Consider the following 20,938-nt stretch of genomic DNA (forward strand, 5'->3'; position numbering starts at 1 on the left):
CTGAAGGCCCTGCCCTGGCGGCCGATGGCGAGGATGACGGCCCGGCGGGTGCTGCTCGCCGTGCCGGTCCTCCTCGCCGTCACCCTCGGGGTGTTCGCGATCGCCGCCGCCTCGCCCTTCGACCCGGTGAGGGCATACGCGGGCACCGCGGGACTCACCGCCTCCCAGGAGAACCTCGATCAGATCCGGCACAACCTGGGCTACGACCAGCCGCTGCTCGCCCGCTGGTGGGAGTGGCTGGGCAGCGCCCTCACCGGCGACCTCGGCGATTCGGCCACCCTGCGCGCACCTGTCTCGCAGGTCGTGGGCGAACGCCTCGGCTGGTCCGTGCTGTTGTGCGCCCTCGCCTTCGTCCTCGCGGTAGTCCTCGGCACCGTGCTGGGCGTGCTCGCGGCCCGGCGGCGGGGTTCGCTGCTCGACCGTGCCGTCACGGCCACCGCGTACGTGCTCGAAGCGGCCCCGCCGTTCTGGCTCGGCCTGCTCGCTGTCTGGCTGTTCGCCCTCAACCTCGGTGTACTGCCGGCCGGCGGCCTGACCGACACCGGCAGCGAGGTCGCGACCTTCGGACAGATCGCGGAGCATGTCGTGCTGCCCGCCCTGGTGCTGGCCGTATCCCAACTCCCCTGGTTCGTGCTGTACGTACGCCAGGGCGTCGGGGACGCCCTCGACGAGGACCCGGTGCGTGGGGCGCGTGCGCGGGGCCTGCGAGAGCGCACCGTGTTGCTGCAGCACGCACTGCGCTCCGGACTGCTGCCGGTCCTGACACTGATCGGTTCACGGGTGCCGGAGCTCATCACCGGCGCGCTGCTGGTCGAGACCGTCTTCAGCTGGCCCGGCATCGCCGCGGCCACCGTCGAGGCGGCGACCGCCGTCGACTTCCCGCTGCTCGCCGCGCTGACGGTGCTCGCCACCGCCGCCGTCCTCGCCGGGAACCTGCTCTCCGACCTGCTGTACGGGCTCGCCGACCCGAGGGTGGCCTTCGATGGCTGACACCGTTCTCCACAGCACCGGGGCCTCCGGTCCGTCGGGCCACGGGGCCTGGCACGAGCGTGACGCGAAGGCCGCCCGTGGAGTGGGCAGTCGCGCCGTGCGGGTGCGGGTCTCCGCCGCGCTGGTGGTCCTCATCGTCCTCGCGACGCTGGTCGTACCGCTGCTGGTCCCGCTCGACCGGCAGGCCGTGGACCTGGCCGCCAAACTGCGGGCCCCATCCCTCGCGCACCCGTTCGGCACCGACGAGGTCGGCCGTGACCTGCTGCTGCGCTGCGTCTACGGGCTGCGCGTCTCGCTGCTCGTCGGGGTGGTCGCGGCGCTGGCCGCCACGGTCATCGGTACCGCCGTCGGAGCGCTTGCCGGGACCCTGGGCGGCTGGGCCGACCGGGCCGTGATGCGCGTGGTGGACCTGTTCTCCTCCGTCCCGCATCTCCTGCTCGGCATCTTCATCGTGGCGATGTTCCGTCCTGGCGCCGGGCCGGTGATCATCTCCGTGGCGCTGACCCACTGGCTGTCCACCGCGCGGATCGTACGGGCCGAAGTGCTCTCGCTGCGCTCGCGTCCCTTCATCGACGCGGCGGTCTCCGGCGGTGCGTCGCGATGGCGGGTGGCCGTCCGTCATGTGCTGCCCGGGGTGCTTCCGCAAGCCGGTCTCGCCGCGGTGCTGATGGTGCCGCACGCCATCTGGCACGAGTCCGCGCTGTCGTTCCTGGGCCTCGGGTTGCCCGCCCATGAGGCCAGCCTGGGCAACATGGTCAATTCCGCGCGCAGCTCGCTGCTGGCCGGCGACTGGTGGCCCACGCTCTTCCCCGGCTTGTTCATCATCGTCCCCACCCTCGCCATCGCGGGCCTGGCCGGCGCATGGCGCGAGCGGCTCAATCCACGCCGCCGATCGGAGCTGATGCTGTGAAGGCGCCCGCCGAGACCGAGCCCCTTGCCCGCCGCGAGAGTCCGGAGCCCGCGCTCTCGGTGCGCGGCCTGTCCGTCCGCTTCCGGATGCGCGGTGGGCGGCACATCGCGGCAGTCAGTGACGCGGCCTTCGACCTCGCGCCCGGTGAGTGCCTGGCGTTGGTCGGTGAGAGCGGCTGCGGCAAGTCCGTACTCGCGTCCGCACTGCTCGGCCTGCTGCCCGGCAACGCCCAGACGGCCGGTTCGGCCCTGCTGGGCGGCACCGGCCCGGCCGCGGTGGACACGGCGGTGGAACTGCTCACCGCCACCGAGCGGCAACTCGCCGGCACCCTGCGCGGCCGCCGTATCGGCCTCATACCGCAGAGCCCGGCCGCCCACCTCACGCCCGTACGCACCATCCGCTCCCAGTTGGAGGAGACCGTGCGCGAGGTGACGCGTGTGCCGCGCGCCGCACTGCGTGCCGCCGCGGAGCGTGCGGCCGGCCGCGCGTCGCTTCCGCTCGACCACCTCGACCGCTACCCACACCAGCTCTCCGGCGGTCTCGCGCAGCGAGCGGCCACCGCACTGGCACTGGTCGGGGACGCTCCCCTGCTGCTGGCCGACGAGCCCACCACCGGGCTCGACCGCGAGCTCGTCCACAGCACGGTCGACGAGCTCCGCCGGCACGTGGACGACGGCCATGCGTTGCTGATGATCACCCATGATCTGGCGGCAGCCGAGCGGATCGCCGACCGGGTCGCTGTCATGTACGCCGGCCGGATCGTCGAACTCGCCGACGCCGGCACCTTCTTCGGCCGGCCCGGGCCACGTCACCCGTACGCCAGGGGTCTGCTCGACGCCCTCCCCGAGCGAGCCTTCCTGCCCATCCCCGGAAATCCGCCCGAGTTGGGCGCTCTCCCGGCCGGCTGCGCTTTCGCCGCTCGCTGCGACCGCGCCACCGATGCGTGCGACACCCTGCCCGAACCGACCGGCGATGTCGCGTGCCACCACCCGATCGTGGACGTACCCGAGGTGCACGAGCTGCCCGGAGGCGCCGAGGCGGCAGGCCGGGAACAGCTCTCCCACCTACCCCTGGCAGGAGGGCCGCAGTGCTCGAACTAGCCGACATCACCGCTGGATACGAGCGGAGGAAGCCCGTGGTCAGCGGGGTTTCCCTGACCGTCACCGCGGGGGAAGCAGTTGGCCTGCTGGGGCCCAGCGGCTGCGGCAAATCCACTCTTGCGCGCGTCGCGGCGCTGCTGCACCGGCCGGAGACCGGGACGGTGACACTGGACGGAGAGCGTGCCGGTGGCTGGCGGCACCGGGCGCCGCGCCGACAGCGCACCGCGTACGGCGTGGTCTTCCAGCAGCCCCGGCTCGCCGCCGATCCGCGCCTGCGGCTGGCCGATCTCATCGCGGAGCCGCTGCGCGCCGTCGGCCGTCGCGCCGAAGCCCCGGCGCAGGTGGCGGAGTTGGCGCAGACCGTCGGCCTCACCGACGAACTGCTGCTGCGCCGCCCGCACGAGGTGAGTGACGGCCAGTTGCAGCGCGCGTGTCTGGCCCGCGCGCTGGTGCTGCGGCCGCGCTGGCTGATCTGCGACGAGATGACCGCGATGCTCGACGCCTCCACGACCGCTGCTCTGGTGGCGGTCGTGGAGACCTACCGCGCGCGGAGCGGGGCGGGGCTGCTCGCGGTCGGGCACGACCGGACACTGCTGGAACGCTGGTGCGACCGGACAGTTCACTGGGGCGAACTGACCTGCCGCAGATCCGCCTGAGGGCCTGGCGCGCCTGACTACCCGAGCCAGACGATGTCGATGACGTACAGGCGCCCGGCTGGCCGGTTGATCCAGTAGACGCCGGTGAGCTGTCCGACCGAAGCGGCGCGGACGTCCTCGCCCTCGGGATCCCGGCTGTCGAAGGCCGGGAAGCTCCATGGGTCGCGGGCGGCGATGTCCAGGACGTCGCGGAGCATCTCGCGGGCGTGCCCGGGCAGCGAGTCGAGCGCGGTCAGGGCCTGGGGGGACAGCCGCGCCTGCCAGAGGGCGTCGCTCACGGGCGGGCACCCAGCGCGTCCTCCAGGGCGATCCCGTCGGAATCGTCCTTCCCCGATGCGACGAACGCGTCCACGGCCGGGGCGGCGGAGAGGCGGGCCTGCCAGGCGCGGACGACGTCGTGCAGCGGCGCGAGGCTGTAGCTGTGACGGGAGTCCTCCAGCGCCTTGGCCCAGTCCTGCTCGAAGGCCGGCACCCACCGCTGGGCACGGCGGTCGGCGCGGATCCGGGCGAGCAGCTGCGCGGCCGCGGTCGGAGCGGGGGCGGGCGAGGGGACGGGCCGCGGGACGGGCGCATGCTCGGGCCGGCTGGTCATGGGCTCCTCCAGACAGTTCTCCTTGCCACGGTAGCCGTCCGCGCACCGGCTGATGAGGGCTTCGGGAGTGCTCATCCTTTCGCGGTTGTCGGTTCGGCCGCACCAGACGGCCCCGGCCCGATCCGTGCGTGCGGGAGCGCGAAAAGCCCAGGAGAACCGCTCAGTTGAGGATCTTGAACAACGTTGTCCAGACGATCAGGCAGCCCAGCGAACCCGCGAGTGCCACATACACGCGGCGCATCTGGTTCCGCCGCCAGGCCCGGACGATGACGTAGAGCCCCAGATACGTACTGATCAGGTTCAGCACTGCGAGCCAGACCAGCCCCATATTCCGTGTCGCGACATAAAGGAAGATCCATGGGGACACCACGCCGAAAAAGAGCAAAGCGTTCCTGTGCCAGATGTACTGACTCTGCGTAGGCCCCTCACGGGGAATCGGATCTCCCATGTCGGGAAGCTCCGGCGTCGCCATGCCGCTCCTTCACCCTCTCTTGCCCAATCCAGTGCCGCTGCCGGGCAGTTCAGCCCCGTCGGCTCACCCACCTGCTGAAACATGGGGCTGTCAGTGGGCGCCCCTACAGTATCGGCATGATCCCCGAGACACCCGAGACTCAGCCGGAGAGCTCCCCACAGCATCTGCTGCAGAACTGGATCGGCGGGCTCCCGTTTCAGCTGCTGTTCCTGGAAAAGGTGCTCCTTCCCGACGAATTCCCCTTCGACTACTCCCCCGAGTCGCTCGCCGCGATGGAAGCCCACCTTCTCGAACATGACGACTCCGTCCAAGACCCCGATAAACGGGCGGAATTCGCGGAGAAGGGAGTGGCCTATCTCGGCGAGATACTGCTCGGCATCGCCGGCGGCTCCTGGGGATGGAACACCCGGCCCATCGGCGATCTCCCCGGCCAGCCGGTCCTCTGTCCGGATCCGGAACTGGAACTCTCGCCCATCACACCGATGTTGCTGATGTCGTACGCCCTCCGGGTACGTACCGGGACCGCCTTCGCCGAGGAGGTGGAGCGGCTGCGGGCGGCCGTGACGGCGAAGCGGCAAGAGGTCCCGGGGTGGAATCCGGTCAAGGAGCACACTCCCGGGGTGGACCCCAAGGAGCCGCTTCCGGAGCATCCGGCGCTGACGGCCTGGCTGGCCGCGAGGGAGGAGGCGGTCGCCGCCTGGGCCGAGGACGCGTTCGAGGGAGCCTGGCGGTGGAATTTCCACCCGGACACGCTGGACTGGCTGGAAGTCGCCGTGCGGCGGCGATTCGCCACGGTGGAGGAATTCGACGCCGCGCGGGACGAGCCGTTCGTGCAGGGCGCCTGCTGGTACATGGGCGAGGTGATCCGGCGGATCAAGGGGGCAGTGTGGCAGTACGTCCCGTACGCCTCCGACGCAGAGCCCGGGTCCCCGGGATCCCGGGAGAACGCGTGGACCGAAGTCCCGTTCGTCGATCAGCCGGACAAGCGGGTCGGGGGCTCGGCGCTTCCGCTGGGGTGCCTGCGTGCACTGTTCCTCCAGCAGACGGCCGAGGAGAAGGAGTCGCTTCGGGAGACACTGTTCTGGTTCAGGCCGCCCTCCTACGCACACGTCGGGGCGCTCCTTCAACGGATGGACATGGTGCCGCGGGAGAAGGTCGACAGCGTTCTCGCGAGGTACGCCGAATGGGCGCACGAGGAGTTGCCTCCCCATGAAGTGCCCAGTGCACTCGAAGCGTTCGGTATGGCGGTCTCGGCGCACTCGGACGACGTTGACGACCTGGCGGAGAGCTACCGGGGGATCCTGGAGCAGGCAGCCGCACTCACCGACGGCGCCGTCACCATCACCGACGTCCGGCTTCGGGAGGACGAGGAGCTGGGCGAGGTCCTGGAATTCGCCGCCAACGGCGTCCTGGTGACCCAACAGACCGACCATCAGTCGGATGAGTACCTCGACCAACTGGCGGTCATGGAATTCATAGGCCACATCGATCCCGACCCGGCAGTCGACCCGCGCCGTTTCCACGTGGCCGATTTCGTCCACCTCACGGACGGCGGTTACGACAACTATTTCGTCTTCGCCTCGCCGGAGCAGGCATCCGTGCTGGAGAAGCGACTCGGCCTGCAACTGCACTGAGGGAACCGAGCGGCCCGGTGATCGGCCCCGGCACGGGGTGGGGCCGATCGCCCCCGGGTCGGCTCCACAGGCCGGGGCAGAACGATTGCCCGGCGGGAGGCCCGGGAGGCCGACACGCGATCGCAGAGGTCAGGCCGCATGGCCTCGGTCCCCCAGGAGGGCCTCGACGAGCCATGCGTACACCGGGATCAGGCTCGGTACGACCTCCCAGCCGTTGACGACCCACACCAGCCGCCAGTAACGGTCCACGCGGGGATCGTGGGCTTCCGCGAACTGCCGGGCAAGCCACTCACGGAATTTTGCGTCAGGGGCGCGCAGGAACACTTCGGCGAATCGCCGCACGATGTCGTCAACGAGAGGCGCGGCCTCCTCACTGAGCGGATCGATGCCCGATTCCCCGGCCGCAGCGAGTTTCTGACGGGTGAATGCCATCACTTCGCTGCCTGCGCGGATCTCGATGTCGAGGCTGCCCCGGCCGGCGTGATGGCCGGCCGTCCGCCGCATCCGGGCACGGAAGTCCTCGTCGCCGACCATCTCGGCCAGCTCCACCCATGCGGCGACCTGCTCGGTGGACGGATCATCGGGGAGATCGGGAGTGGCGGCGCGCATCATGGCGACCACTGCCGGGTCGGCACCCGTCGTGCCGAAGGTGCCGTCCAGAAAGTCGTCGATCAGGCGCCGGCGTTCCTCGCCGGACAACTGCGTGAGCCTGTGCATGAGCTTGGTCTCCTCGGGGCTGGATCCGCTTGCGGCCACGACTCGCAGAACACTTCGACGCAAGCGCAGCATCCGGATCTGGACGTCCACGGCATCGGCGTGCGCCGCGGCGACTTCCGCCACCGTCAGTTCGCGCCTGAGCACCCGCTGGACCGTGGCGAGGTCGATACCCAGCTCGCGCAGGGTGCGGACGAGTTCCAGACGAAGCAGTGCGTCGAGGTCGTAGAGCCGGTAGCCGGCGGGACTTCGATCGGTCGGTGCCACCACCCCCGAGTCGGAGTAGAACCTGATCGTCCGCACCGGCAAACCGGTCCGGCGGGAGAGTTCCCCGATCGAGTAGAGCGTCGTACCGTCCATGCGCTCCATCCTGCGGTCTCCAGTCGGTGGAGACTCAAGGCCGGCTCTGATCTCCGGTGGGAACCGAACCGGTCGGGGTTTCGTCGTGCAGGTCATGATCAAGATGACCCGTCTGACCGTTGACCAGCTCGCCGACGTCTGGCGGCACCTCCACGACACGTCCCCCGCCGACGAAGCGGACCCGATCGTCCTGGAATGCGCCCGCAGGCTCGCCGCGGATCCGGGCGGGGAACAGGCTCATGCGTGGGTGGCCGGGCTGGTGGCGATGTCGGGCTACCTCGCCTGGCGTCCTGGCGAGGAGGCCGAGCGCGCCGCACTCGACGCCCTGCGTGCCGCGGTGAAGGAGCTGGGTGGCCGTCCCTGTTCGCACGACAACCATCCGTACGAAGCCGAGATGGACTCGTTGGAGGACGAGATCTGGGTGGGCGACACCGGGCTCCTCACCGGCGAACTCGCGGCGCAGGACGGTGAGACCGATACCGGGCGGGTGCTGTGCCCGCGCAATGTCGCGGGATGGGCCCGCCTCGCGGTGGAGGTGATAGCCCCCTTCACCGTCCGCCGGGTGCCCGTGGGTGCGCCGAAGTACCACCACAGGTGCATCAGGGCCCTCTCGGGGATCGTGAACGACTACCCCTACGGCGATCCGCATGACGACCTCATCGACGAGGCCGGATGCCTTCCCACCCGGCCCACCCGCGGAGTGCTGGCCGGCTATCTCGTGACGATGAACGCGACCTGCTGGTACGCGACGTCGGAGAGGATCACTGACCGCGCGGTCCTGGACGCGATGATCAAGGGTGTCGAGGCCGCCGTTCCGCTGCTCGGCGACAATCGCTGCACCCACGGCCCTGGTGAGCACCCCGATACCGACGACCCGGACCATGCGAACCGCATCGGCTACCTGCTGCGCAGCCCGGGGGGCCGGGCCGAGATCGCGGAGTCCTACGGGTGGGACGAGGAGCACGAAGAGCAAGGGGCGGAGGGGGCGGAGGAGGACCAGCAGGACGAGCCCCTCGACGCCTGGGTGTGCCCGTCGTTCCTTCGCGACCTCGCCGAGGAGACGGTCGAAGAGCTCGTCGACGGCCTGACGGCATTCGAGGTGGACGAGCCGGACGAGCCGGACGAGGACCACGACGGGCGGGCCTGACCACTACTCCGGATGGCTGAGGGGCGCTGTGCTCTCGACATCCGAGCCCGGCCCCGACGGGCCCGCTCGGCGTGCGGACAGCTCCCCACGGCCCGGAAGGGCGGCGCAGCAATCGTTTTCACGTTCGTAACGTTCCGTATTCATAAGGTACTTGACCGTAGTCGTCATCAAAAGGTTGACTCTTGCTCTCCATAGCCGACGCGGGAGCCTGCACCTTGACTGAAGACCTGCTCACACCGCTCGACCTGGCGTTCTGGTGCTTGGAATCCCCTGAGCACCCGATGCACCTGGGCGCGCTCGGTGTGTTCGCCGCCGACTCGGCCACGGCCGCGCAGCACGCGGCCGAGCTGCTCGCCGCCCGCTCCGCCGCCGTGTCGGGCCTGCGCATAAGGATCCGCGCGGTCTGGCTGCCGGTGGGCGGCGCCGTTCGCGAGCCCGCAGGGGACTTCTCTCCCCAGAACCATGTCCATCTGGCCCCCGCCACCGCCGACTTCCATGGCGCGGCCGGCAGGCTGATGGAACGTCCCCTCGCACGGGACCGGCCACCGTGGGAGGCCCATGTACTGCCTCACCCTGATGGCACGTCCTTCGCGGTGCTGTTCAAGTTCCATCACGCACTCGCCGACGGACTGCGCGCCCTGGCCCTGGCCGCCGGCCTCATGGATCCGCCCCCCGCTTCCCCGACCACCACGGCCAAGGAAGCACGTCGTTCCGAGCCCGCCCCGGAGCCGACACGGGGGCGGCGACTGCCCAATTTGTTCGACCTGCCCGACGCCGTACGCCGCCACGTCGGTGATGCCGGGCGAGCCCTCGACATCGGCGCCGCCGTCGTCGGCGCCAATCTGGTCGTGCGCTCCTCACCCGCGCTCACCGCTCGCCCCACCGGCACCCGCCGCACCGCGGGCGTGATCCTCGACCTCGACGAGGTGCACCACATCCGCAAGACGTCCGGCGGCACGGTCAACGACGTGCTCCTGGCCGTCGTCGCAGGAGCTCTGCGCCGCTGGCTGGACGAGCGCGGCGACGGCAGCGAGGGAGTGGCGCCGCGTGCCCTGATCCCCGTCTCGCGGCGCCGCCCGCGCACCAGTCGCCCGCAGGGCAATCAGCTCTCCGGCTATCTGATCCGCCTGCCCGTCGGCGACCCCGACCCGCTGGGCAGACTGCGGACGGTACGCACTGCGATGGACCGCAACAAGGACGCCGGCACCCAGCGGGGCGCGGGCGCGGTGGCACTGCTCGCCGACCATGTGTCACCCTTGGGGCACCGGCTCGGCGGACCCGTCGTGGCGCAGGCGGCCCGGCTCCTGTTCGACGTGCTGGTCACCAGCGTGCCGCTGCCCAGTCTCGGGCTGAAGCTGGCCGGCTGCCCACTGATCGAGGTCTACCCCTTCGCCCCGCTCGCCCAGGGTCAGTCCCTCGCCGTGGCCATCTCGACGTACCGCGGGCACGTCCACTTCGGGCTCGTCGCCGACGGTGAGGCCGTCCCGGATCTCGGGCGGCTCGCGCGCGCTCTGCAGGACGAGATCAGCGAACTCACCGAGGCCACAGCGGAGTGAGGATCCTCGCCCTCGGAGGAAGGGGCGAGGACCTCCTCGGGGTACGACCGCGCGTCACCTCATGTCCCGCGCGGCGAGGGTGGGCTCAGTCGCTGCCCTCACCGGCGGCGGCGCGGCGAGCCTCGCGCCGGCCTGCGTAACGTGCCTTCCGGTTGTCGGCCCTGGCCATCTGCTGCCGCTCCTTGACGCACGCGCGGTCGAAGCAACCCGAACAGCAGGTGCGGCGGAACAGCAGTGCTCCAGGGTTCTCCCACCGGCAACGGGCGGCCGGCTCCTCCCCCGTCGGGTGCGGCGGCAGATCACAGGTGCCGTAGCGGTGATCGTGGACCGGCCGGGGGTTGTGCTCCGCGTGGCGCACCCACAACGGCTTCGTCCTGTCCGTACGGGACATCTCGTTCCTTCCGGAACCGCCGCCCGGGCTCCCGGAACTTCCGGGCGGGCGGCCGGGTTCGCCATTTCATGGCGACACGCTCCTTCCACATGCCTGCGGAAACGCTCCACGCGTCTGCGGGTCCGTACGATTTCGCACACACAACCTACCGCCCGTGCGGTCCGGTGTGGCCGGGTTTTACCTCTTCCCGGCGCCTGCCGCCCGGTTGTGACGGCGGCTCAGCAGGGCGCTTCCCGCAACCACCAGACCGATGGCGACAGCCTTCGCGGCCCCGTAGTAGCCGGACGCCAGGTTCTCCGGCGTGCCGGGCAGCCGGAGGAAGACCCAGGCTGCCGCGATACCCCCGAAGGCGATCAGTCCGACCGCCCCGAACGTCCCGAGCGCCGCCCACCAGGGCCCATATCCGAGACTGCGCTCGTCGGCCTGCTCAACGTCCTTGTCGGTCACGGTCGGTCTCCTGTGCGCATGAGGGCTGTTGCGAAGGAGGACGAGGCCGGAGCGCAGGCGGTTCATCGAGCCGCTGTTCCCGACCGACGGGAGGGATCCCCGCAGGGAGCGGGCCGGCGGTGATCGGCGGACTTCTTCAGCGGTCCTTCAGCCCCCACGCGGGCACGGCGCAGGAACCGATCCAGATACTGGTGATCGCGCTGATGTACCGCGCTCCACAACGGTCCGAGGGCACCACCAGCTGGCTCCCCGCGCTGTCGAGGTCCAGATCGTCCATGCGGGTGGCCAACAGGATCGGGGTGTTGCGGAAGTCGGCATCGATCTCCGCCCAGGACAGGACGGTGTGATGACTGTCCCCGCCGCTGACGGCCAGCACGAAACGCGAGCGGTCCTTTCGGCGCCGGGGATCGAAGGTCGGGCCGGCGTTCGTGACCACGTCGCGCAGCAGGGGCCCTTCAAAGGTGTGAGGCCCGTTGGTGGCGCAGTCGAAGACCACGTCGGCCCGGTGCTGCTCCCAGCCCTCCCGCAGGTGCGAGACGGTGAGTGTGGCCGGCTCGGCCACCTGCCCGTACACGACGAAGGAAGCATCGTGCACGGGACGAGAGGCGGGAGCGGCGGGCGAGGTGCGCGGCGGTGTGCTGAGGCGGCTCATGGGTCCCCAATCGGACAGTCCCTGCTGCGGCTGCCGCGAGAGATACCCGGCAGCGGCGGCGTGGAACCTCGCCTGCGAGCTGGATAGGGCATATCGCCTCGCAATTGTGAGCAATCTACGAACCCACAGGCTGCATCTTCCAGGCTCATCCTCCGAACGTCGTGCGACGACGGGCACCGCGCCACGCCCGCCGGCGCGCTCTGCGCCCTCCGATTCGAGCCGGCAGGTTCTGGCCGGCTCCGGCAAGTGAAGCAACGGGAGGCCGCTCCGCACGACTGGTGCACCACACGGAAAAGTACGGCCCGAAGCGCGCCATGCTGGAGGGACAACCAAGAGGCGTATGCGCCAAATAGCTTGGCATTTACCATGTTGCTACTCACACTCACCTCGTTAATGCGAGGTGCCGGGTTTCACGGACCGGCTGCGCACAAGGGAGCACACCTGCACGCGGGTCGTGGTCATCGGCCTGAACTTGATCAGCGCGCAGAGTCACAAGGGCCGATCCTCCTGGACCGGCCGTCGGGCCGGCAATGACTTTTCGTGCGCCCGACTCGGGGTTCGCGCTCCTCGGGGATCACTGCTGCCCGCTGCTCTCCGGTCGCGGACGTCGGCGAGGGCGCCTGCACCCATGAGCCGGGCGCAACTGCCCGGAGCGGCAGTCAGTTCGGCGCACGCCGATGCGGAGCGCCGGCTGCACTCCGCGGACGCCTCTGACCTCACTTCGCGGACCTCGCGCCTACGCCGAGCCTCTCGATCCCCCAGAAATCCGCGTCGTCGCACCCATTGACCCCGCCCGGTTCACCAACTTAGCCTCCATCCTCATACATAGACGTCGTCTACATATAGGGATCGCATTCATGGGACAGATCAGCGTGGAGCCCGAAGACGTTGTTCAGCGGCTGCGCGACGGCATGGCCCGCGGGGTGTTGTCCTTCCCGCTCACGTCCCTGCGGGACGACGGCAGCCTCGACCTGGAGTCCTACCGGGCGTATTTGACCGGCCAGTTGGCGACGGCGCCGGGTGCGGTGTTCCCCGCCTGCGGAACCGGGGAGTTCTTCTCGCTCGACGAGGACGAGTACCGCGCGGTCGTCCGGGCCACGGTCGAGATCGCCGACGGCCGGTTCCCGGTGGTCGCGGGCGTCGGCTACGGCTGGGCACAATCAGTGCGCTTCGCCCGGATCGCGGAGGAGGCAGGCGCGGACGCCCTGTTGGTGCTCCCGCACTACCTGGTCGGGGCCCCGCAGGCCGGCCTGGTGGAGCAGCTGCGACGGATCGCCGCCGGCACGGGCCTGCCGCTCATCGCGTACCAGCGCGGCCAGGTCACTTTCACCGCGGAGAGTCTGCGCCGCATAGCGGAGATCCCCTCCGTCATCGGTTTGAAGGACGGACACAGCGACCTCGACCGGCTACAGCGCCTCACACTCGCGGCCCCCGAAGGCTTCCTCTTCTTCAACGGCGCCGCCACCGCCGAGATCCAGGCCCGCGCCTACGCCACCGTGGGCGTCCCCGCCTACTCGTCCGCCGTCCACGCCTTCGCCCCCGAGATCGCGAACGCCTTCTTCACCGCCCTGCAAGAGGGGGACGACGCAGGCGTGACCAAGCTGCTGCGCGACTTCTACGTCCCTCTTGTCGAGCTGCGCGACCGGGTGCCGGGATACGCCGTCTCGCTGGTCAAGGCAGCTGCCCGACTGCGCGGTCTCCCGGTCGGCCCGGTCCGTGCCCCGCTCACCGACCCCGGCCCTGGCGACCTCGCCGACCTGGAGAAGGTCCTCGACGACGGCCTGAATCTGGTCGGCGCGGTACGACGCCCCGCCTGACGAGCCGCCGGGCCCGCCGGCCCTGCACGCCTCGCAGGTGACACAGCCCCGATGCTCGCACGGACCGGATGACCGCACGGCCCGGTCGGGCGCCGCACGCAGTCAGCCCCCCGTCATCGGCTCCGACAGGAGGCACGACAGCGACACGAGAGGCCCGCACCGAGCACAGTCACCCGGAGCTGCCCCGGGCGTCCCACCTCCTGCGCATTTCCGCTCCACCGCCGACCGTGCGGGCCCACCCCCGGTCGCGCCAAGCCGTCCGTAGCACCGCACACCAGTAGCCGCCGCGTCTCACGCCGCACCGCAACCAGCGGATTTCGCCGGCCACTTGGTCCCAGTTCAAAGGGGAACTGACATGCCACTAGTCGTAGTCGGGGTCAGCGTGGCAGTTCTGCTGCTCCTCATGACCCGGCTGAAACTGAACGGCTTCGCCGCCCTCCTGCTCGTGGCCGTCGGCGTCGCGCTGGTCCAGGGGATTCCGGCGGCGACCATCCCCGACGTCCTCTCCGCGGGCATCGGGGACCAGATCGGTGACACCATGCTGACCATCGGGCTCGGAGCCATGGTCGGCCGCGTCATGGGCGACTCCGGCGCCGCGCAGCGCATCGCGAACAAGCTTCTGGACGCCTTCGGGCCGCGAGGAGTCCAGGTGGCCATGGTGGTCACGTCCATGCTCATCGGCGTGACCATGTTCTACGAGGTCGCCTTCATCATCATCGTGCCGATCGCCTTCACCCTCGTACGCGTCACAGGGGCGAAACTGCTGTGGGTCGGGCTGCCCATGTCCATCGCCCTGTCCACCATGCACAGCTTCCTCCCCCCGCACCCCGGCCCCACGGCCGTCGCCGCGACCTTCCACGCGTCCGTCGGCCTCGCGCTCTTCTACGGCCTCTTCGTCGCGGTACCGGTCGGTGCCTTCATCGCCCTGGCGTGGCCGCGTCTGCCGTTCATCAAGCGGATGGACCCCGCCATCCCCACCGGCTTGGTCAGCGACCGCGAATTCGCCGACGAGGAAATGCCCGGCCTTGGCTGGTCACTGTTCGTCGCCCTCTTCCCGGTGGTGCTGATCGCCGGCGCCGCCGTCACCCACATGGTCACCCCCGATGAGAGCCCATTCCTGCACGCCGTCGCGTTCATCGGCTCGGCGCCGATCGCCCTGCTGCTGACCCTGCTGCTGGCGATCTGGGCGTTCGGGCCGCGGATCGGTCGCAGCCTGGCGGACGTCAGCGCCTCCTGCGGCTCCGCGGCCAAGGCGATGGCGATGATCCTCCTGGTCATCGGTGCCGGCGGCGCCTTCAAGAACGTCCTGGTGGAAGGCGGCATCTCCGACTACATCAAGACCGCAACGGACAGCTGGTCCATCTCGCCGGTCATCCTCGCCTGGCTCATCGCGGTCATCCTGCGCGTGGCGCTCGGCTCGGCGACGGTAGCGGTCGTCACGGCCTCCGGTGTGGTGCTGCCGCTCCTCGCGGGCAGTGGCGTCCAGCCCGAGATCATGGTGCTCGCGGTCTCCTGTGGATCGATCGCCTTCTCCCACGTCAACGACCCCGGGTTCTGGCTCTTCAAGGAGTACTTCAACCTCTCGGTGATCGAAGCGATCAAGGTCCGCACCACCTATACGACGGTGCTCGCGCTCCTCGGCCTCGGAGGTGTCCTGGCACTAGAAGGGGCCCTCAACGCCCTCGGCCTCTGAAGTACCCGTCAACCATCCGCACCACTTGGTCCTCCCCTATACAAGGACGTTGATGAGCATGAGCAAGCAGCCGACCGTCACCGCGTTCTCCGTCTATCCGGTAGCCGGCCGGGACTGCATGGAGCTGAACCTCTCCGGCGCGCACGGCCCCTACTTCACCCGGAACGTCATCGTCCTCCAGGACTCCGAGGGCCGTACGGGGCTCGGTGAAGTACCCGGTGGCGAGAAGATCACTCAGACCCTGCGGGACGCCGAACCACTCGTCGTGGGAGCGAAGTTGGGCGACTACAAGCGCGTCCTGCAGGCGATCGGGAGCCGGTTCGCCGATCGCGACTCCGGCGGACGCGGTGCGCAGACCTTCGACCTGCGGACCACCGTCCACGCCGTCACCGCCGTCGAGTCCGCACTGCTGGACCTCCTGGGCCGGCACCTGGACGTGCCCGTCGCGGCGCTCCTGGGTGACGGACAGCAGCGCGACTCGGTACGCGTCCTCGGCTACCTCTTCTACGTCGGCGACCCCGACCGCACCGACCTCGACTACTGCCGCGAGACCGACTCCGCCACCGACTGGTACCGGATCCGGCACGAGGAGGCCCTCTCCCCCGAGGCGATCGTCCGCCAGGCCGAGGCCGCCTACGACCTGTACGGCTTCCGGGACTTCAAGCTCAAGGGCGGTGTCCTGGAAGGGATGGAGGAGGTCAAGGCGATCCGCGCCCTGAAGGACCGCTTCCCTCAGGCCCGCATCACCCTCGACCCGAACGGCGCATGGTCGCTGAGCGAGGCCATCGACCTCTGTGCGCCTCTGGTCGGCACCCTCGCCTACGCCGAGGACCCCTGCGGAGCCGAGGGCGGCTACTCCGGACGCGAGATCCTGGCCGAGTTCCGGCGCGCCACCGGGCTGCCCACGGCGACCAACATGATTGCCACCGACTGGCGGCAGCTGACGCATGCCCTGGCCCTGCAGTCGGTCTCCATCCCCTTGGCCGATCCGCACTTCTGGACCATGCAGGGCTCCGTACGCGTGGCTCAACTGTGCAACGCGATGGGCCTGACCTGGGGATGCCACTCCAACAACCACTTCGACATCTCCCTCGCCATGGTGACCCACTGCGGAGCCGCAGCTCCGGGCGCGTACAACGCCCTGGACACACACTGGATCTGGCAGGAGGGGCTGGAGCGGCTCACCACTGCACCGCCGCGCATCGTCGACGGCGAGATCGCTGTCCCGGACGCCCCCGGCCTGGGCGTACAGCTCGACATGGACCGCCTGCTCGCGGCCCACGAGCTGTACAAGGCAAAGGCGTTGGGCGCACGGGACGACGCGGCCGGGATGCGTTACCTGATTCCTGGCTGGGAGTTCGACAGCAAGCGCCCCTGCTTGGTGCGGTAGTGCGTTTTGCGCTCCTGCAGGACCAACGGGTGACAGGGTCCGCCGGCCGTCCGGGTGGGGGATCCGGAGAGGTTCCGGAAACCCGCACCTGGGCCCCGTCCCGGGGGCGGCGATTCCCGTGCCGCCAGCGCGTCACCCTTGGTAGTGGGCCTTTTCACCGGCAATAGTCGGAACATGACAGACGGTCGAGGAATGTGGGAGCGCCGGAAAGCCGGCAAATGCGAGCGGGGTCTCTGGGAGCTCAGGGAAGTCCTCTGTTCGCGCATCAGCGAACTGGAGGCTCTTCTCCGTACCGAGACCGAGTCGGATCAAGGGCCGGCACCCGCGGATGCCCAGATGTTGGCGGTGCAGGCGTTCAAGGAATTGGAGGAGGCAAGGAGTGCCCTCCGCCACGACCACCCGCGGCGGCTGCCTTCAGCACACCTGGCGGTCGCCCAGACACATTTCGACGTGGCGCACAGCCTCATGCTGCGGCTGTCGCCGCTGAGCAAAGTCAGCGCCATGATGCCGGGATTCGTGGCGTACATCCGCGAGCATCTCCCCGTGAGCGATGAACGAAGAGTGCAGGTCGAGCAGATCGCCCTCTCCGTTCGAGCGGGCAGCTCATTCGATGACGCGCAACGCGAAGTGCTCGTCGACGCGATGGGAGTGGCCCGCCAGGCGCATCTCAGGGAGGGGCTGCGAGTCCGCAGTTTCGCCCGGATCGTGTACGGACTCGCCGCGGTCCTCACGGTCATCGCCGCTCTGGTCGGTGTCTTCGGTGTCGTTTCTCCGGAGACCGTTCCGATCTGCTTCAAACCCGCAGGAATCGGGATCGTCTGCCCCACCGCGAGCGATTCGTCCGAACAGAGCAAGGGCGCTGGGGCTGATGTCGATGACCTCTACGCGACGGTGGCGTCTCCATGGGACTACCCCGTCGTCGAGTTCATCGGCCTGGTGGCTGCCGCCGTTGCCGCGGCAGCCTCACTGCGACGGATCCGAGGCACCTCGACGCCCTACAACGTCCCGGTGGCACTGGCATTGCTCAAGCTGCCGACGGGCGCGTTGACCGCCGTACTCGGGCTCCTGCTGATGCGCGGGGAGTTCGTCCCGGGGCTGCAGTCCCTCGACTCCTCCGCCCAGATCATTGCTTGGGCAGTGATTTTCGGTTACGCCCAGCAGCTTTTCACCAGGTTCGTCGACAACCAGGCCCAGACGGTACTGAACTCGGTAGGCGGACCGAACGCCACCCCGAACAAGCAGGCTCGTGACCCGCAAATCCCAGCCGCCAGCTGAGAGATCATGACGGACCGGGCTCGAAATCGAATACCGCGACACGGGTACCGACCACCACCGATAGCGACACTGATTTCACCATCAACATTTCACGGACGTACGAATTGAACAACGCCTCGATGTCGCCTGCACGGCCCTTCACATGAGCGTAAAATGTCTTGTATAGAATGGAGTAACTCCCCCGCACATCAACGACGTCGAAGAAGATGCGGACGCCCGGGGAGAGTCCTACGGTAATGACATGAGCACAAAAGAGAAGGCGACACAGGACACCTACTACACAGTGAAGACAGGTGACACACTTTATGCGCTGGCACTGAAATACCACACAACCGTGGAGCAGCTTCAGCGCTGGAACAACATCCCGAACGCGAACATCATTCAGATCGGACAACGGCTTATCGTCGCCAAGACGGAACAGCCGGGTCCGGCACCGGCGCCTCACGGCCCACCGGCGGGATGTGAACCCTTCCCAGGGAAGGAGTGGTTCGCGAGCATGCCGAACAGCCCCCTTATCGTGAGGATGGCTTACCGCCTCATCAGCGAGGGATGCTCCGGCTACACCGGGGACCCCGGCTCCTGGTGGAGTGACGAACACCGACAGTCCTACGCCAAGTGGCAGCGGAAGCTGGGCTTCCGTGGAGCGGACGCCGACGGCATGCCGGGTCGGACGTCGTGGGACCGGCTCCGGGTTCCCATAGCCGATTGAGACATCGACTCACGGATACGCGCCGACGGCCGTGCGAACAGCACGCCGCGGCGCTCGGCGGCCGACGACGCGGAGGCCGTCAACGGCGGCATTCGGGCGCCGAGAGTTGCGCCCAGTAGACGACGTTCTCCGTCGATACGGCGGGCGCGGCGCCTCTGACGCTGTGCGCCATGGGGTGAGCGTGATGCGCCGCCGGACCTCGGCACTCGTCCGTACGCCGCCGCTCGCCGCGATGCATTCGCCGGCGCACCCGCAGCCCGCGGACAGTAGTTACGCCGAGAAGGGGCGCCGCAGGGGCCTCGGCAGAAAATGTGCCCTGGCCGCGTGCGTGGACGTACGGTGCCCTTATGAGCAACAACGGGGCTGAGCAGCGCGAAGAGCAACAGCGCGGGCATGTGCTGCTGATAGCCGGAGACCAGGCAATGCACCGCCGACGGCCTCAGGTTCTCCCCAGCCAGAACCTCACCGCCCTGACCGTCCTCCCCACCCCGCTGCTGCTCGGCAGTGACGTCCCGGCGGACGCCACCCACCTCGACGGAGTCCGCGACCAGAACAGCACGTTGCAGCGGCTGCGCGTCGCCGCGTCGACACCCGGCCCCCTGCTGGTCTACCTGTCGGGGCGCCTGACCACCGACCGTAAGGCACATCAGCTCCATCTCGCGCTTGCGGGCACGACGGCGGCGAACGTCCGTTACACCGCCCTGCCGTGGCAGTGGCTGCGCCACGAGCTGCGCCTGCGCCCACCGGGCACCTCGACGCTGCTGGTCGACCTGGCTGCCGACAAGGGGGCCTGGGAACAACTGCAGGCCGACATCGACGGCTTCACCGCAGGATTCACGCTGTACGGCGTGGTCAGCCCACCCGGCTTCCCCGGGGCCGGCAACGACGGGGTGAGCGACTACACCCGCGGCGTGATCGATGTGCTGCGGCGATCCGCCGACCGGCACACGCACGCACAGTTGCACGCCGCAGCCGTCGCCGCGGCGAGCTTCCCGCCCGGGACCCTCGTACTGCCCATGGTGCCTGCACTGTCCCCGACCGCCGACGCGTACGAGGACGCGCCTGCGAGGACGCTGACGCCCCCGCAGGAGCCGACGGAGGCAGGCATTCCCGTCGGCCCGGAACCAATTCCCCCCCGGCAGATTCCGCAGCCCCCTCCCCCGGCAGCACCATCCGCACCGCCGTACGCCGCTTCGGTGCCGCTCCCTGCGCCGTCTCCCCCTGACGCTTCCCCGGTCCACGCGCATCTGCGGCCCGACGGTGCTCAATCGTCGACGGTCGACGCACCACACCCGGCACCAGAACTCCGTCCGCTGCCGCACACGCTTCCGGTCCCTCACCAGGCATCCGCCCCCCTGTCGCCCGCCGAGCCCGCGCAGGTGCGGCAGGAGCAATGGTGGGCTGATGTGCAGCTTTCCGACGCACCACCACCGGCACCTGCCGAACAGCGCCCCACACCGCCGATGCCGTCCGTCCCGCCGCCGGCACCTGCCTTCGCGCCGCCGGTCGCTGCGCCGCCGCCCCAGGAACCTCCGGCCCAGCAGCCGCCGGCGCCCACTCAGCCTGACCCCCGGCCACTCATCTGGCAGGCGGCCCAGGCCGGACGGCACTCCCAAGCCGCCGAGATGGCGGAAGCCTGGGAGCAGCAGGCCCTGCAGAGGTACGGGTTCAACTCACCGGAGGCGACGCAGTGGGCGGAGATCAGGGCTGATCTCGCCCGCATCGCAGGCAGCTGGGCGCAGGCCACGCAACTGTGGGTTGCCGCCGCACACACGCGGCTCGGCCGGCAGGCTGCGGACGCTCCCGAGGTCCTCAACGCGGCGAAGGGCGCCCACTACTGCTGGCTGCAGATCGAGGACTCCGACGAAGCGCTGGAGAACGGCCCGGAGCTGCTCAACCTGCTTCGGCAGCTGCCCCAGCTGGACCCCCGGCACCTCTCGACCGCTCAGCAGCGTATGAAGACCTTGCAGTCCGAGGGGGTCGGCTGGGGCGGGCGCTGAGGTCTCCTCTCAGTGGGAAACTCCGGCCACTAAGCCGCCTGCCGGGGCACCAGGCGCAGTTGAACCTCCTGCTCCTGGTCACCGGAGGTCGCGCCGACCTCCTCCACGGTGAACACCGAGGCCAGACCTGTGCGCAGCCGGTCGACCGCCCAATAGCCGCCCTGGAAGGTGGCCGTCACCGGCCCGGTCAGCCGGTGGGGCCCTGCGGCGGCCGGGGACTGCGATACGTCGACGGTCGCGGCCCACACCGTCGGCCCGCTCCCCGCCGAGCCGCGCGGTGCGTCGTCGGTCGCCCGGTCGGAGCTGAAAACCGAGTTGAGCGCGCTGAAGACCGTGTGGGCGTCCTCGGCCGCGCAGCCGGTGACCTCCACCTGGACCCGGGCCGCGCCCTGATTCGTCTGTGCCGCCTCTTCCGCTTCGGTCATGGTGGGCC

General features: G+C 69.6%; 21 protein-coding genes. 13 read left to right on the forward strand and 8 right to left on the reverse strand.

What is annotated here, in order from left to right:
• Nucleotides 1-33 precede the first annotated feature (33 nt).
• The 4 genes from ACGFZW_RS02720 to ACGFZW_RS02735 all read left to right on the forward strand — a co-directional run bounded on the left by ACGFZW_RS02720 (nucleotide 34) and on the right by ACGFZW_RS02735 (nucleotide 3,656).
• Nucleotides 34-990: an ABC transporter permease gene (locus tag ACGFZW_RS02720; protein WP_393891290.1), complete on the forward strand. Its 957-nt coding sequence runs from the start codon at nucleotides 34-36 to the stop codon at nucleotides 988-990.
• Nucleotides 983-1,900, forward strand: coding sequence for an ABC transporter permease (locus ACGFZW_RS02725; protein WP_393891157.1), 918 nt, complete (start codon nucleotides 983-985; stop codon nucleotides 1,898-1,900). Before ACGFZW_RS02720 ends, ACGFZW_RS02725 begins: the two co-directional genes overlap by 8 nt.
• Nucleotides 1,901-1,986: 86 nt before the next feature.
• On the forward strand, nucleotides 1,987-3,000 hold the full coding sequence (locus ACGFZW_RS02730; protein ID WP_393891291.1) for an ABC transporter ATP-binding protein: 1,014 nt from the start codon (nucleotides 1,987-1,989) through the stop codon (nucleotides 2,998-3,000).
• Nucleotides 2,988-3,656 (forward strand): ABC transporter ATP-binding protein, encoded by a 669-nt coding sequence (locus ACGFZW_RS02735; protein ID WP_393891158.1) that lies wholly within the window; start codon nucleotides 2,988-2,990, stop codon nucleotides 3,654-3,656. The genes ACGFZW_RS02730 and ACGFZW_RS02735 overlap by 13 nt, the downstream gene beginning before the upstream one ends.
• 17 nt (nucleotides 3,657-3,673) lie before the next feature.
• Here the strand turns inward: ACGFZW_RS02735 and ACGFZW_RS02740 are convergent, their stop codons facing one another.
• The 3 genes from ACGFZW_RS02740 to ACGFZW_RS02750 form a co-directional block, all read right to left on the reverse strand.
• Nucleotides 3,674-3,934, reverse strand: a complete 261-nt coding sequence (locus tag ACGFZW_RS02740; protein WP_393891159.1) for a hypothetical protein — start codon at nucleotides 3,932-3,934, stop codon at nucleotides 3,674-3,676.
• Nucleotides 3,931-4,323 carry a DUF6247 family protein gene (locus tag ACGFZW_RS02745; protein ID WP_393891160.1) on the reverse strand — a complete coding sequence of 131 codons (393 nt, stop codon included), beginning with the start codon at nucleotides 4,321-4,323 and terminating at the stop codon, nucleotides 3,931-3,933. Before ACGFZW_RS02745 ends, ACGFZW_RS02740 begins: the two co-directional genes overlap by 4 nt.
• Before the next feature lie 85 nt (nucleotides 4,324-4,408).
• Nucleotides 4,409-4,720 carry a hypothetical protein gene (locus ACGFZW_RS02750; protein WP_393891161.1) on the reverse strand — a complete coding sequence of 104 codons (312 nt, stop codon included), beginning with the start codon at nucleotides 4,718-4,720 and terminating at the stop codon, nucleotides 4,409-4,411.
• 116 nt (nucleotides 4,721-4,836) lie between these two features.
• Between ACGFZW_RS02750 and ACGFZW_RS02755 the strand changes: the two genes are divergently transcribed.
• The gene (locus tag ACGFZW_RS02755) at nucleotides 4,837-6,354 is read left to right on the forward strand and encodes a hypothetical protein (protein WP_393891162.1); all 1,518 of its coding nucleotides are present in this window, start codon (nucleotides 4,837-4,839) and stop codon (nucleotides 6,352-6,354) included.
• 129 nt (nucleotides 6,355-6,483) lie between these two features.
• Here ACGFZW_RS02755 and ACGFZW_RS02760 read toward each other — a convergent pair whose 3' ends face one another.
• Nucleotides 6,484-7,428 carry a MerR family transcriptional regulator gene (locus ACGFZW_RS02760; RefSeq protein ID WP_393891163.1) on the reverse strand — a complete coding sequence of 315 codons (945 nt, stop codon included), beginning with the start codon at nucleotides 7,426-7,428 and terminating at the stop codon, nucleotides 6,484-6,486.
• A gap of 94 nt (nucleotides 7,429-7,522) precedes the next feature.
• Here ACGFZW_RS02760 and ACGFZW_RS02765 point away from each other — a divergent pair, with 94 nt between their 5' ends.
• Nucleotides 7,523-8,575: a hypothetical protein gene (locus ACGFZW_RS02765; protein WP_393891164.1), complete on the forward strand. Its 1,053-nt coding sequence runs from the start codon at nucleotides 7,523-7,525 to the stop codon at nucleotides 8,573-8,575.
• 215 nt (nucleotides 8,576-8,790) lie between these two features.
• Nucleotides 8,791-10,131: a wax ester/triacylglycerol synthase family O-acyltransferase gene (locus ACGFZW_RS02770; RefSeq protein WP_393891165.1), complete on the forward strand. Its 1,341-nt coding sequence runs from the start codon at nucleotides 8,791-8,793 to the stop codon at nucleotides 10,129-10,131.
• An 85-nt stretch (nucleotides 10,132-10,216) separates the two neighbouring features.
• On the opposite strand, the gene ACGFZW_RS02775 is transcribed toward ACGFZW_RS02770, so the two are convergent.
• The 3 genes from ACGFZW_RS02775 to ACGFZW_RS02785 form a co-directional block, all read right to left on the reverse strand.
• The gene (locus ACGFZW_RS02775; RefSeq protein WP_393891166.1) at nucleotides 10,217-10,522 is read right to left on the reverse strand and encodes a hypothetical protein; all 306 of its coding nucleotides are present in this window, start codon (nucleotides 10,520-10,522) and stop codon (nucleotides 10,217-10,219) included.
• A gap of 177 nt (nucleotides 10,523-10,699) precedes the next feature.
• Nucleotides 10,700-10,969, reverse strand: coding sequence for a hypothetical protein (locus ACGFZW_RS02780; RefSeq protein ID WP_393891167.1), 270 nt, complete (start codon nucleotides 10,967-10,969; stop codon nucleotides 10,700-10,702).
• Between the two features lie 136 nt (nucleotides 10,970-11,105).
• Entirely contained in the window at nucleotides 11,106-11,621 is a 516-nt protein-coding gene (locus ACGFZW_RS02785) for a molybdopterin-dependent oxidoreductase (RefSeq protein ID WP_393891168.1), read from the reverse strand.
• An 857-nt stretch (nucleotides 11,622-12,478) separates the two neighbouring features.
• Between ACGFZW_RS02785 and ACGFZW_RS02790 the strand changes: the two genes are divergently transcribed.
• From ACGFZW_RS02790 to ACGFZW_RS02815, 6 genes are all read left to right on the forward strand, one after another.
• Entirely contained in the window at nucleotides 12,479-13,438 is a 960-nt protein-coding gene (locus ACGFZW_RS02790) for a 5-dehydro-4-deoxyglucarate dehydratase (protein WP_393891169.1), read from the forward strand.
• Nucleotides 13,439-13,793: 355 nt separating this feature from the next.
• The gene (locus ACGFZW_RS02795) at nucleotides 13,794-15,131 is read left to right on the forward strand and encodes a gluconate:H+ symporter (RefSeq protein ID WP_393891170.1); all 1,338 of its coding nucleotides are present in this window, start codon (nucleotides 13,794-13,796) and stop codon (nucleotides 15,129-15,131) included.
• A 52-nt stretch (nucleotides 15,132-15,183) separates the two neighbouring features.
• Nucleotides 15,184-16,521, forward strand: a complete 1,338-nt coding sequence (locus tag ACGFZW_RS02800; RefSeq protein WP_393891171.1) for an enolase C-terminal domain-like protein — start codon at nucleotides 15,184-15,186, stop codon at nucleotides 16,519-16,521.
• A gap of 174 nt (nucleotides 16,522-16,695) precedes the next feature.
• On the forward strand, nucleotides 16,696-17,796 hold the full coding sequence (locus ACGFZW_RS02805; protein ID WP_393891172.1) for a hypothetical protein: 1,101 nt from the start codon (nucleotides 16,696-16,698) through the stop codon (nucleotides 17,794-17,796).
• 241 nt (nucleotides 17,797-18,037) lie between these two features.
• Nucleotides 18,038-18,505, forward strand: coding sequence for a peptidoglycan-binding protein (locus ACGFZW_RS02810; RefSeq protein ID WP_393891173.1), 468 nt, complete (start codon nucleotides 18,038-18,040; stop codon nucleotides 18,503-18,505).
• Between the two features lie 347 nt (nucleotides 18,506-18,852).
• Nucleotides 18,853-20,505 (forward strand): hypothetical protein, encoded by a 1,653-nt coding sequence (locus tag ACGFZW_RS02815; RefSeq protein WP_393891174.1) that lies wholly within the window; start codon nucleotides 18,853-18,855, stop codon nucleotides 20,503-20,505.
• 29 nt (nucleotides 20,506-20,534) lie between these two features.
• Here the strand turns inward: ACGFZW_RS02815 and ACGFZW_RS02820 are convergent, their stop codons facing one another.
• Complete coding sequence (locus ACGFZW_RS02820) at nucleotides 20,535-20,930, reverse strand: hypothetical protein (RefSeq protein ID WP_393891175.1); 396 nt, start codon at nucleotides 20,928-20,930, stop codon at nucleotides 20,535-20,537.
• Nucleotides 20,931-20,938 lie beyond the last annotated feature (8 nt).

The sequence above is a fragment of the Streptomyces sp. NPDC048248 genome (assembly GCF_043201875.1).
Taxonomy (GTDB): domain Bacteria; phylum Actinomycetota; class Actinomycetes; order Streptomycetales; family Streptomycetaceae; genus Streptomyces.